We start from the raw sequence: 12582 nt of genomic DNA on the forward strand, positions 1-12582 counted from the left end.
TACGTACAAGCAGTAGGAGCCCTTCGGGGTGACTGCGTACCTTTTGTATAATGGGTCAGCGACTTATTGTCTGTAGCAAGGTTAACCGCATAGGGGAGCCGTAGAGAAATCGAGTCTTAATAGGGCGTTCAGTTGCAGGCAATAGACCCGAAACCCGGCGATCTATCCATGGGCAGGTTGAAGATTGAGTAACATCAATTGGAGGACCGAACTCACTAACGTTGAAAAGTTAGGAGATGACCTGTGGATCGGAGTGAAAGGCTAATCAAGCCGGGAGATAGCTGGTTCTCCTCGAAAGCTATTTAGGTAGCGCCTCGCGTCTCACCCTCGGGGGTAGAGCACTGTTTGGGCTAGGGGGTCATCCCGACTTACCAACCCCATGCAAACTCCGAATACCGAGGAGTGCAATCGCGGGAGACACACGGCGGGTGCTAACGTCCGTCGTGGAAAGGGAAACAACCCAGACCGCCAGCTAAGGTCCCAAATACCAGTTAAGTGGGAAACGATGTGGGAAGGCCCAGACAGCTAGGAGGTTGGCTTAGAAGCAGCCATCCTTTAAAGAAAGCGTAATAGCTCACTAGTCGAGTCGGCCCGCGCGGAAGATATACCGGGGCTCAAACTGGTAACCGAAGCTGCGGATGCTCTTAGGAGCATGGTAGAGGAGCGTTGTGTAAGCCGTTGAAGGTGGATCGGGAGGTCTGCTGGAGGTATCACAAGTGCGAATGCTGACATGAGTAACGACAAGGGAGGTGAAAAACCTCCCCGCCGGAAGACCAAGGGTTCCTGTCCAACGCTAATCGGGACAGGGTTAGTCGGCCCCTAAGGCGAGGGCGAAGGCCGTAGTCGATGGGAAACAGGTTAACATTCCTGTACTTGCAATTGCTGCGATGGAGTGACGGAGAAGGCTAGGCCAGCATGGCGATTGGTTGTCCATGTTTAAGGCTGTAGGCTGGGGACTTAGGCAAATCCGGGTCCCTAAGGCTGAGAGCTGACGACGAAGCCTACTTCGGTAGGTGAAGTGGTTGATGCCCTGCTTCCAGGAAAAACTTCTAAGCTTCAGGCAATTGCGAACCGTACTCTAAACCGACACAGGTGGTCAGGTAGAGAATACCAAGGCGCTTGAGAGAACTCTGGTGAAGGAACTAGGCAAAATGGTACCGTAACTTCGGGAGAAGGTACGCCGGTTTTGGTGATGGGACTTGCTCCCTAAGCTGAGGCCGGTCGAAGTGACCAGGTGGCTGCGACTGTTTATTAAAAACATAGCACTCTGCAAACACGTAAGTGGACGTATAGGGTGTGACGCCTGCCCGGTGCCGGAAGGTTAATTGATGGGGTTAGCTTCGGCGAAGCTCTTGATCGAAGCCCCGGTAAACGGCGGCCGTAACTATAACGGTCCTAAGGTAGCGAAATTCCTTGTCGGGTAAGTTCCGACCTGCACGAATGGCGTAACGATGGCCACGCTGTCTCCACCAGAGACTCAGTGAAATTGAAATCGCTGTTAAGATGCAGTGTACCCGCGGCTAGACGGAAAGACCCCGTGAACCTTTACTACAGCTTTGCACTGAACTTTGAGCCTACTTGTGTAGGATAGGTGGGAGGCTTTGAAACTGTGACGCTAGTTGCAGTGGAGCCGTCCTTGAAATACCACCCTGGTATGTTTGAGGTTCTAACCCAGGTCCGTTATCCGGATCGGGGACAGTGTATGGTGGGTAGTTTGACTGGGGCGGTCTCCTCCCAAAGAGTAACGGAGGAGTACGAAGGTGCACTCAGCATGGTCGGAAATCATGCAATGAGCATAATGGTATAAGTGCGCTTGACTGCGAGACAGACATGTCGAGCAGGTACGAAAGTAGGTCATAGTGATCCGGTGGTTCTGTATGGAAGGGCCATCGCTCAACGGATAAAAGGTACTCCGGGGATAACAGGCTGATACCGCCCAAGAGTTCACATCGACGGCGGTGTTTGGCACCTCGATGTCGGCTCATCACATCCTGGGGCTGAAGCCGGTCCCAAGGGTATGGCTGTTCGCCATTTAAAGTGGTACGCGAGCTGGGTTTAGAACGTCGTGAGACAGTTCGGTCCCTATCTGCCGTGGGCGTTGGAGATTTGAGAAGAGTTGCTCCTAGTACGAGAGGACCGGAGTGAACGAACCTCTGGTGTTCGGGTTGTCACGCCAGTGGCATTGCCCGGTAGCTATGTTCGGACGGGATAACCGCTGAAAGCATCTAAGCGGGAAGCCTCCTTCAAGATGAGATCTCCCTGGGACTTCGAGTCCCCTAAAGGGCCCTGGAAGACTACCAGGTTGATAGGCTGGGTGTGGAAGCGTTGTGAGGCGTTGAGCTAACCAGTACTAATTGCCCGTGCGGCTTGACCATACAACAGAGATGGTTACTAACGATTACTGATCAGGAAAGTGATCAGGGATTGTGAGCAAGAAGAGACATACGTTCTTGCGGTGTATTACTACAGATTGTTTTACCGACTTATTTGGGGTTACCGTTGATCGAGAGATCATGCAAACGGCGGTAACAGGCAGCGCCGGGCAAGACATCGCCCATGAGACCACGCCAACCCAAGCCAGTTTGCCTGACGACCATAGAGTTGTGGAACCACCTGATCCCTTGCCGAACTCAGAAGTGAAACGCAACCTCGCCGATGGTAGTGTGGTGTTTCGCCATGTGAGAGTAGGTCATCGTCAGGCTTCTATGCAAAAGCCCTGATCGCTAACGCGGTCAGGGCTTTTTTTATTCCAGCCTGCCGATGACCTGCGGTCAGGTGATGGCACACATCCATGTGCGCCACCCTCCGGGCGACCTGAAGGTCGTCCCAATTTGCTCCGGGCAAATTGGTCAGGCTGGGTCGCCAGCCCGGTTCAAATAAAAGAAAGGGCCCCCCAATCGGGTGGCCCTTTTTTTATTTACGAAATTTAACCACGACCTGCTGCCTAGCATCATGAGAGTAGGGTGAGGAGCGGTCGCCACAGGCAACGCAAAGCATGCTTTGCGAATGACGAACGCCTCGCCACGGATGGCGAGGCAGGGGCAAGAGCGAACGCGCTAAAGCCGCGCCAGGACGGCAACACAAAAGTCCACCGCCTCAAAAAAACCGCGGCAGAAAACCATCGCAGTCCACGAAAATCCGCGCCGAAATAGTCTTTCCCTGCTGGCAGTCACGCCATAGGCAATCCCTGTAAAACACCACTAGCTGAATTCAAATCAGCCCATTCTGGTCTTGGTTACTACCAAAACTTCCTCTCACCCCTACAGCAAAAAACAACTCCAATCACCACACCATCAACTCCACCAATCCCCCCAAAAACATCCACACCCCACTAAAAAACACCGATGGTTTTTTATGCGCCATCCACCAACGGCACAACCACGGGCTTCAGCTCTGATATCCCGCAGTTATGCACAGCTCTGTCCAGCCTATCTGTGAGTAACACCACTGCCCACTCCAAAAGTGCCGGGTAGTAACCCGGGGCCTGAATAGCGTGGCAGTCTCAGTGATTATTCACGCGCGGGAGTATCGGTTTTTGCCCCGGTGCGACAGGAACTCCCGCAATAGAAATTTCACTACGGCCACTGTAGCGTCGGGCTCGTATGGAGCGTGGGCGGCGATCAAATACGGCGTTTTTTTATTCGCTAGTGGCAAATGGCACTATCATGGGCTCCGGCACCGATATCCCATTGTTATGCACAGCTCTTTCCAGCGAATTTGTGGGTAACGGCGAATACGCCACCAGCTTGCTGCGTCGCGCAAGTTTATGCACAGCATCCGCCGAGACTGTTGATAAAGTTACTCCACTGTTGTCTCCGCTCCCGACGTACTTGGGTTTCGGAAAGGTGTCGGCTGTTTCGCAGTGCGGTGTTTATTTAGGCGCTGGGCGTCGATGGCGATGGTAGGGGCTCTGACGTCGATATCCCCCTGTTATACACAGCTCTATCCATAAAATCTGTTGGTAACTGCGCTGCCCCATTGCCCCGGAGCCTGCCGCGCGCGGTTCCAAACAGACTGTCGGTTGTAGTCTGTGCTTCCTGCCAGCGCCGCGCGAAACCCGTACAATGGGACCCGCAATAATCCACAACTCAGACATTCACAGGGCGGTAATCCGCGGGCGTTAATTTCCATGCAACGAATCCAATCTTCTCTCAAACCCGACTTTTCCATGTCGCGAATAGCCATGGGGCTGTGGCGACTTGCGGGCTGGCAATACAGTGCACAGGAGACGGTACGCCTGTTGGAGCAGTTGCTGGAGCTCGGGGTCACGACCATAGACCTGGCAGATATCTACGGTGATTATCGCTGTGAGACACTGTTTGGAGAGGCGTTGAAGCTGAAGCCGGAGCTGCGCAAGGAGATGGAAATCGTTTCCAAGTGCGGTATCAAACTGATGGGAAGTGGCAACGACTATACGCTGAATCACTACGACAGCAGTGCTGCCCACATTACCGCCGCAGCGGAATCGAGTCTGCGCAATATGGGCATAGAGCAGATGGATCTGTTACTCATTCACCGTCCCGATCCACTCATGGATGCCGAGGAGCTCGCGGCAGCCCTCGACGCGTTGGTCGCCGATGGCAAGGCGCGGGCAGTGGGTGTGTCCAACTTTCTGCCACACCAGCAACGGCTGTTGCAGTCGCGCCTCTCCAGCCCGCTGGTCGTGAACCAGATTGAGGTATCGCTGCTGCACAGTGCACCAATGTTCGACGGCCAGTTGGACGAATGCCAGCGGGAGCGCGTGATCCCCATGGCCTGGTCGCCATTCGCCGGCGGCGGGCTGTTTACCGGCGATAGCGAAGCCGCACTGCGGGTGCGTGCTGCGTTGCAGGGGTTAGCGACAGCGCTGGATATGGAACCGCAACAACTGGCGCTGGCGTGGCTGCTGAAGCATCCGGCGGCGATGGTGCCGGTACTCGGCAGTGGCAGGATTGAACGGTTGCGCGCGGCGGTTGGTGCTCTGGAGAAACCGCTGCCGCGCGAGATGTGGTTCGAATTGTTACGCGCGGCTCGCGGCCGGGATGTGGATTAATCGCCGATCAGTGGCTGCGCCGGCGCCGGCAAGTCAGCCGGTGTAGGCGTTGTCGGGCACCAGGTCGTAATTCGCCGCGCCCAGGTCGAACTGCTCCAACGGGGCGAGTTGAATGGGCACTTCGTAGCGGCGCAGTGGCTGTTCTTCGCGCCAGTCCATCACCTGTAGTTGATCGCCTTCGACACCGTGCAGTAGCGTATCGAAAGCATTGATCGCGGCGGCCACGAGCGCCTGGTACTCGAGCGCGTCACCGAGCTTGATAAAACGGCTCTCGCCCTCGGCCTGCTCGATACGCAGCCAGCCGGCGCCGCGTTGACGGTTCGCCTCGCCGATTACCAGCGGGCCCTGACGGTCGCGATACAGCGCCGCCAGCTGTTCGTCGCCCTGCAGTTCCACCGGTGTGCCTACCCAGACCCACCCGGACAGGCCGATACGCGTAAGCTTCCATTCGCTGAGCCACACGGTCTGTTCGTCGTCGATGCGGAACTCACTGTACTCGCGCTGGCCGGGACGGCTCTCGAGCTGCAGTTCGGCGCCGGGATTGTGTTTGCGGAAATTGCTCAGCTGCTGGGTCATCTCGTAATTGACTTCCCAGTGTTTCCGCAGTCGCCACCGGATCGGGTACTGGCCCCACTCGACGATGTATTCCTCGCGCTCGCGCACCGTCTCCGCCACGCGCCAGAAGGCACCGTCAATCAGGATGCAGGTGTCGCCCGGACGACTGCCGGGGGCGATGATGCTGCATTCCGGCGAAGCCTCGGAGGCATTGACCATGTGTTCACTACGCCCCTCAATTACCTCGTACCACGGGAAGCCGTGGCGCAGCGGCGGCGGGAAGGCCAGCGCCGGGCGACCGGCGAGCAGGCGTCGGAACAGCACCGACTTCTCGATCTCCATATCCGACAGGGTGAAACCTTCCTTGTGGGTGATCTGTCCCCAGGAAAAAGCGGCTCGAATTAGTTGTTTTTCTCGGTCTGAAAAGCTCATGGTTGCGCCGAATAGGGAGTGCAAAGCGGAACCTTACCACTGTGCGTGCCGGCGTGCTAATTCAGCCGCCGGTGCTGGCGCGCGAATGGCGGCAAGACCGGCAAAAATTGATAGACTGGCGCCAGTTCATTGATAGAAGTGGAAGGGAGGCGGCAACATGGAATGGATGCGACGGCTGCTCGTAGGGGCGATTTTGTCGGTTGCCGCGGCAGGGGCTCTCAGTGCGCCCGCGGCGAAGTCCTGTTATCTGGATGGCTGGGGAGAGGCGCTACGCTGCTACCGGGTAGCTGTAGGCAGCGGTGATGCTCGCAGTGAACTGGCGGTGATGGTAGCGCCGGCTGTCAGCGGCAGCGGCCGCACGCCGCTGTACCTGCTGGCCGGCGGGCCGGGGCAGGCCGCCAGCGACCTGGCGCCGCTGCTGAACGCCTTCGGCAAAATTCACCGCGAACGCGACATCGTGCTGGTGGACCGCCGCGGGGCCGGCCGCTCCGGTGCCTTCCGCTGCGGCTTGGGAGTCGATATGCCCGCGGACCTGCAGCGCTTGTCCGCGCAGCTGGCCAAGTGCTACCTGCAGCAGCCGGATTTTGCCGAAACCCTTAACAGTCGCCAGGCGGTCGAGGATCTGGAGCGGGTGCGCCGCGCGCTTGGCCACCAGCGTATCGACCTGTGGGGCGGCTCCTGGGGCACGCGCACGGCACTGCTGTACCAGCAGTGGTATCCGGATTCCCTGCACGCGCTGGTGCTCGACGGCGTGGCGCCGATCCAGAGCAAGGTATTTCTCGCCGCCGGCGCCGCCGAGCATGCACTGCAGCAGCTGGCCGACGACTGCGCCGCCGATAGCGAATGCGCCGATTTCGGTGACTGGAAAAGCGAATTGAACCAGCTGTTACACAACTGGGATGCGTCGCGCGCGCGCAGTTTCCCCGATCCACTGACCGGTGCCCCCGCGGCGGAGCCGATGCCGCGCTGGGCGCTGGCCAACGCCATCCGCTCGGCGCTCTACGATCCCGCGGCGGCGGCGCAACTGCCCTATGTGGTGGATCAGGCCCACCGCGGCAACCTGGTGCCCCTGTCCGGGCTGACCGGGCTGTTCGCGCAGAACTCCACCGGTATGGCCATGGGACTCACCTTTTCCGTCGCCTGTGCCGAAGAATTAAACCGGATTACGCCCGCGGAAGTGGCGCGCGACAGTGCCGGCACATTTCTCGGCACAGCGTTTTTCAATCTGTTTGCCAGCGGCTGTAAATCCTGGCCGGTGAAGGCCAAACCCTATGCGGTACCGCAGCCGCGCCAGCAGCCGGTGCTGTTGATTTCCGGTTCTGCCGATCCGATTACGCCACCGCGTTATGCCGAGCAGTCGCTCGGCTACCTGGACCACAAGCAGCACCTGGTGGTGGCCGGTGGTGGCCATATCAATTCGCGCCGTGGCTGTCTCCCGGATCTGATCGCGCGCTTCCTCGACGCGCCGGGCGAGCCGCTGGAGACACGATGTGTCGCCGATATCCGGCGGCCGCCGTTTATGGTCGCCGCGTACGGGCCGGCGCTGGGCACTGCGCTGCCGTCCACGCAAGAAGGAGATCAACCGTGATCCGAATGGAATCGGTCTGTAAGAGTTTCGACGGCCGCGCGGTGCTGCGCGACCTGTCCTTTGACGTGCCCGCCGGGCGCATCACGGCGCTACTGGGCGCCAATGGGGCGGGCAAGACCAGTTGCCTGCGTATCGTCACCGGCCTGCTGCGCGCCGACAGCGGCCGCGTGCTGCTGGGTGAAATCGATGTGGGTCGCGAGCCGCTGGCCGCGCGGCGCCGCCTCGGCGTCGTGGGTGACAGAGAGGGACTCTACGAGCGACTCACGGTGGCCGAATACCTGGAACTGTTTGCGCGCATGCAGGGGCTGCGCGGGCCGGCATTGGCGCAAGCCCTGCACGCGGTGCGCGACGAGCTGGAGCTGGGTGAGTTGTGGCAGCGGCGCACCCGCGGTTTTTCCCAAGGCGAACGAATGAAGGTCTGTCTGGCGCGGGCGCTGGTACACCGTCCGCCGTACCTGGTCCTCGATGAACCCACCCGTGGACTCGATGTGCTTGCCGCGCGCCTGCTGCGCAGGACCCTGCGGCGCCTGCGCGAGGACGGGGTGACGATCCTGTTTTCCAGCCATGTGATGTCCGAGGTGGCGGAACTGTCCGACCGGGTACTGGTGATGGCCGGTGGCCGGATTGTCGGCGGCGGTGCGCCCGCGGAGCTCCTGGCGACAACCGGCAGCAGTAACCTCGAAGACAGTTTTGTCGCGCTTGCCTATGGCGAACAGCAGCCGACCGCGGAGGAAACAGCATGATGAAGGCAGTATTCAGTGGGGAGATGGCGGCACTGCTGCACAAGGAAATGCTCGAGACCTGGCGCGATCGGCGCGCGCTGCTGATGGCGGTGTGTATTTCATTACTGTGTCCGGTGCTGCTGGCCGGCTCGATGATTTTCCTGGTCAAAATGCACAGCGAGGAAAAGACCCGGCTGGCGCTGCTGGGCGGGGAAAACGCGCCGCTGCTGGCACAGCGGCTGCGTGGTCCGGACCTGCTGGTCGAAGAATTGGCGGCGGGCGAGCCGCGTCAGCTATTGGCCGGCGATTACGATCTGGTGCTGCAAGTGGGCAAGGGTTTCGGCGGTGATTACCGCAGCCTGCGCGCGCCGGAACTGTACCTGTACGTGGACAGCTCCGGCACCGGTGCCGGGCGCGCCGAGCGCCACTTGCAGCAGCGTCTCGGCCAGTTGCAGCAGCTGATTGCCGGCCAGCGACTACTGGCCCGCGGCGTGGCGCCACAGGCGCTGGCACCGTGGAAACTGCAGGTGCGCGATGTGAGCACGCCGTCCAGTCGCGGCGCGCTGATTCTGATGATGGTGCCGGGGCTGGTGTTGCAGATGCTGTTTGTCGCCAGTCTGGCCACTTCCGTGGATACTTCCGCTGGCGAGCGCGAGCGCCTGAGCCTGGAAACCCTGCTGCTACAACCGCTGCCCGGGTGGCAGGTGATTGCCGCCAAGACACTGGCGGTCGCCAGTATGGGCTGGTTCGGGGCACTGCTGTCGGTCACCGCGCTGGTGACGCTGCTGCCGCTGATGCCGCTGGCGGAGCTGGGGATCCAGCAGGCCACGACCCCCGCGGGTGTCATCACCATGATCCTGCTGTTGCTGCCGCTGGCGCTGCTGGTGGCGGTAGTGCAAATCCTGCTGGCGCTGCGCTCGCAGTCGTTCAAGGATGCGCAGACGCAAATGAGTATTTTGCAGCTGGCACCACTCATACTATTGATGTTGCTGGGCATGTCGCAGGTGCAGCTCGATAATCAGTACTGGCAGCTGGTGCCATTGGTGGCCCAGCAGCAGTGGCTGAAAGCGCTGCTGGTGGGCGATCCGGTGTCGCTGCCGTGGATCGTGGCCGGCTCCCTGGCCACGCTGCTGCCGGCGGTCCTGGCAGTTGCGGTCGGCGCCCGCGCGTTGCGGCGCGAGCGGCTGTTGAATGCGGTTTGAGTGGGCTGGAGAACAATTTGAACGCGGATGACAAGATGACGGGCGATGTGCGCGAAGGCGTGCTGACCATCGACCTGCAGGCACTGGGCGACAACTACCTGGCGCTGTGCGACAAGCTCGCCGGCGGCGCCCGCTGCGGTGCGGTGGTCAAGGCTGATGCCTATGGCCTGGGTATGGCGCGGGTGGCGCCGGCACTGTACAAGCGCGGTTGCCGCGACTTTTTTGTGGCCACCGAAGGCGAGGGCGAGACCCTGCGCCAGCTGCTCGGTGACGATGTGCGCATTGTGGTGCTGACCGGTGTGCGCCCGGGCTGCGAAGCCGACTGCGCTACCAGCGGGCTGGTACCGACACTGTTCACCCTCGGGCAGGTGCGCGCCTGGGCCGAGGCCTGTGCACGCCGGGGGGACGCCGCGCCCTGCGCCGTGAAAGTGGACTCGGGCATGACGCGCCTGGGCATGACCGGGGAAGAGTTTGACCAGCTGCTCGCCGACCGCGAGCTGCTGCGCGCGGCCAATATCGAACTGATGCTGAGTCATCTCGCCTGTGCCGACGAGCCGTCGCACCCGCAAAACGCCGCCCAGTTGCAGCGCTTCCGCCGTGCCGGCGAGCGACTGCGGGCACAGTGCCCGCAGGTACAGCTGAGTCTCGCCAACTCCTCGGGCATTTTTCTGGGGGCGGAATACCATTTTGATGTTACACGACCGGGGTCGGCGCTCTACGGGATTAATCCCGTCCCCGGCAGCGACAACCCGATGCGCCCGGTGGTGGAACTGCGCCTGCCGGTGATCCAGAAGCGCTATGTGTCCGCCGACTGTGCGGTCGGTTACGGCGCCACTGCCCAGGTGCCTGCCGGCAGCTGGCTGGCAGTGGCCCGCGGCGGTTATGCCGACGGCATACTGCGCACCCAGAGCGGCCGCGGTTGCGGCTGGGGTGCCGGCCGGCGACTGCCGATGGTGGGCAGGGTGTCGATGGACTCCACCGTGTTCGATATCAGCGCGCTCGACGCCACCGAGCGCGAGGCGCTGGAGAGTATTCAGGTGCTCAATGGTGAGCTCACCGTGGATGAAGTGGGTGCTTACGCCGGGACCATCGGCTATGAAATCCTCACCAGCCTCGGTCGCCGTTATTACCGCCGCTATTTAGGAAGCTGAATTTGTCTACTCCGTCTGCCAACAACCCTCTCGAAGCGCTGCGCCCGGTGCTGGAGCTACTCGCCGATGGCGAAGTCCACTCCGGCCAGGCACTCGGTACCGCCCTCGGTGTCAGCCGTGCCGCGGTGTGGAAGCAGCTGCAGAAACTCGAACAGTTCGGGCTGGCGCTGGAATCGGTCAAGGGTCGCGGCTACCGCCTGCCGGGCGGTCTCAATCTGCTCGATGCGGCCGCCATCGAGACCGGCCTCAGTGCCGCAGCAACGTCGTTGCTGGGGGAGCTGGTGGTGGCCGACCGGGTGGACTCTACCAATGCGCAGCTGCTCGGCCTGCTCGAGCGCGGCGGCGGCCACGGTGTTGCCATGTTTGCCGAACAGCAGACCGCCGGGCGCGGCCGGCGCGGGCGCAGCTGGGTCAGTCCGTTCAGCGGTGGCATTAACCTGTCGATCGGCTGGCAGTTCAGCGGCGGCGTGCAGTTGCTGGAGGGCCTCAGCCTGGCGGTGGGGGTGGCACTGGCGCGCGCGCTGGCGGAGTTCGAGGTGCCGGACGTGCGCCTCAAGTGGCCCAACGATGTCTGGTGCCGCGGGCGCAAGCTGGCCGGCGTACTGCTGGAGCTGTCCGGTGACCTCACCGACCGCTGCGCCGTGGTAGTGGGTGTCGGCGTCAACGTGGGCCTGCCGCAGGGCGCGGCGGCGGCCATCGACCAGCCGTGGATCGACTTGAACAGCGTCTGTGCGGGTATCGATCGCAACCGCCTCGCAGCGGCCATGCTGAACCAGTTGCTGCCGCTGCTGGACTCTTACCCCGAGTGCGGATTCGCCGCATATCGCGATGCCTGGCAGGATCTGGATCAGTTCGCCGGCCGGCCCGTGTGTCTGCGCTCGGCGCAGCGCGAATGGCGCGGTATCGCCGCCGGCGTCGATAATAGCGGCGCACTGCTGCTCGAGGTGGATGGCGAGCGCCGCAGCTTTCACGGCGGGGAGATTTCCCTGCGGGGGCAGGAATGAACGCGGCGGCGGGCGCGCGTATCCTCGAGCTCGATCTGGGCAATACCCGCGGCAAGTGGCGGTTGCTGCGCGGAGCGGAGACCGGCGCGCGTGGCAGCCTGACCACCGCCGATCTGCGCGCGGGCCGGCTGCCGGCGGAGTGGGGGGCGCTGCGCCCGCAGCGGGTGCGCGTCGCCAATGTCGCCGGGACGGCGGTGGCAGCGGCGCTCGAACAGGGTCTGCGCGCACAGCTTGATCTGCCGGTGGAGTTTGCTCGGGTAGAATCGCGCTGTGCTGGGGTCAGTTGCGCCTATCGCGATGTGGCGCGGCTGGGGGTGGATCGCTGGTTGGCGGTGCTGGCGGCTTTCCACCGCGAGCCGCGCGCGGCGCTGATTGTCGACTGCGGCAGCGCAGTTACGTTGGATCTGGTGGATAATGGCGGCCGCCACCTGGGTGGCTATATCCTGCCGGGGCTCGACCTGATGCGCCGCGCCCTGTATCAGGACACAGACGCGGTGCAGGTGGCCACATCGCGCGAAACGGCGATGTCGCTGGCGCCGGGGCGGGACACCGCCGCGGCCGTCAACCGCGGCCTGCCGCTGATGGTGCTGGGCGCCATCGAGCGGGCCTATTCGGCGCTGGCGGCGGATATCGGTGCGGCGCCGCGGCTGTGGCTTACCGGCGGCGATGGCGCCTTTATCGCTTCGTTGTGCGCGCTGCCGCACCAGCTGGTTCCCGAGCTGGTTCTGGACGGCCTGGCGCTCACTAATCCCTGATGGGGTGAAAAAGGCCCCTGCTGGCGTTTTTCAATCCGGGGTGGCGGCAGGTTCCGCAGACCCTTCACGACAAATCCGGCGCTGACGCGCTCGATTTGCGTTCCGGCTTCCCGGGCCGGATGAACAGGCTGTTAACCCGGC

The 12582-nt window shown here is 61.8% G+C and carries 8 protein-coding genes and 2 rRNA genes (1 of these 10 running past the window's edge); 9 read left to right on the forward strand and 1 reads right to left on the reverse strand.

From position 1 onward, the window contains the following. The 3 genes from ABDK11_RS02630 to ABDK11_RS02640 form a co-directional block, all read left to right on the forward strand. Nucleotides 1-2375 (forward strand): 23S ribosomal RNA (locus ABDK11_RS02630); it begins 507 nt to the left of the window's first position. A gap of 210 nt (nt 2376-2585) precedes the next feature. Then, nucleotides 2586-2701 (forward strand): 5S ribosomal RNA (gene rrf, locus ABDK11_RS02635). 1428 nt (nt 2702-4129) lie between these two features. Next, a complete protein-coding gene (locus tag ABDK11_RS02640; protein WP_346838769.1) occupies nt 4130-5032 on the forward strand; it encodes an aldo/keto reductase in 903 nt (300 codons plus the stop codon). Nucleotides 5033-5065: 33 nt separating this feature from the next. Here ABDK11_RS02640 and ABDK11_RS02645 read toward each other — a convergent pair whose 3' ends face one another. Then, nucleotides 5066-6019 carry a hypothetical protein gene (locus ABDK11_RS02645; protein WP_346838770.1) on the reverse strand — a complete coding sequence of 318 codons (954 nt, stop codon included), beginning with the start codon at nt 6017-6019 and terminating at the stop codon, nt 5066-5068. A gap of 157 nt (nt 6020-6176) precedes the next feature. Here ABDK11_RS02645 and ABDK11_RS02650 point away from each other — a divergent pair, with 157 nt between their 5' ends. From ABDK11_RS02650 to ABDK11_RS02675, 6 genes are read left to right on the forward strand one after another with little or no spacing between them, the layout of a single operon-like run. Then, a complete protein-coding gene (locus ABDK11_RS02650; protein ID WP_346838771.1) occupies nt 6177-7607 on the forward strand; it encodes an alpha/beta hydrolase in 1431 nt (476 codons plus the stop codon). Nucleotides 7608-7612: 5 nt separating this feature from the next. After that, complete coding sequence (locus ABDK11_RS02655) at nt 7613-8350, forward strand: ATP-binding cassette domain-containing protein (protein ID WP_346840171.1); 738 nt, start codon at nt 7613-7615, stop codon at nt 8348-8350. Further along, nucleotides 8347-9531 carry an ABC transporter permease gene (locus tag ABDK11_RS02660; protein WP_346838772.1) on the forward strand — a complete coding sequence of 395 codons (1185 nt, stop codon included), beginning with the start codon at nt 8347-8349 and terminating at the stop codon, nt 9529-9531. The genes ABDK11_RS02655 and ABDK11_RS02660 overlap by 4 nt, the downstream gene beginning before the upstream one ends. Before the next feature lie 17 nt (nt 9532-9548). After that, nucleotides 9549-10682, forward strand: coding sequence for an alanine racemase (gene alr, locus ABDK11_RS02665; protein WP_346838773.1), 1134 nt, complete (start codon nt 9549-9551; stop codon nt 10680-10682). A 2-nt stretch (nt 10683-10684) separates the two neighbouring features. Next, nucleotides 10685-11686 carry a bifunctional biotin--[acetyl-CoA-carboxylase] ligase/biotin operon repressor BirA gene (birA, locus tag ABDK11_RS02670; RefSeq protein WP_346838774.1) on the forward strand — a complete coding sequence of 334 codons (1002 nt, stop codon included), beginning with the start codon at nt 10685-10687 and terminating at the stop codon, nt 11684-11686. After that, on the forward strand, nt 11683-12441 hold the full coding sequence (locus tag ABDK11_RS02675) for a type III pantothenate kinase (protein WP_346838775.1): 759 nt from the start codon (nt 11683-11685) through the stop codon (nt 12439-12441). The genes birA and ABDK11_RS02675 overlap by 4 nt, the downstream gene beginning before the upstream one ends. Nucleotides 12442-12582 lie beyond the last annotated feature (141 nt).

It is taken from the genome of Microbulbifer sp. SAOS-129_SWC (assembly GCF_039696035.1).
In the GTDB taxonomy this organism is placed as follows: Bacteria; Pseudomonadota; Gammaproteobacteria; order Pseudomonadales; family Cellvibrionaceae; genus Microbulbifer.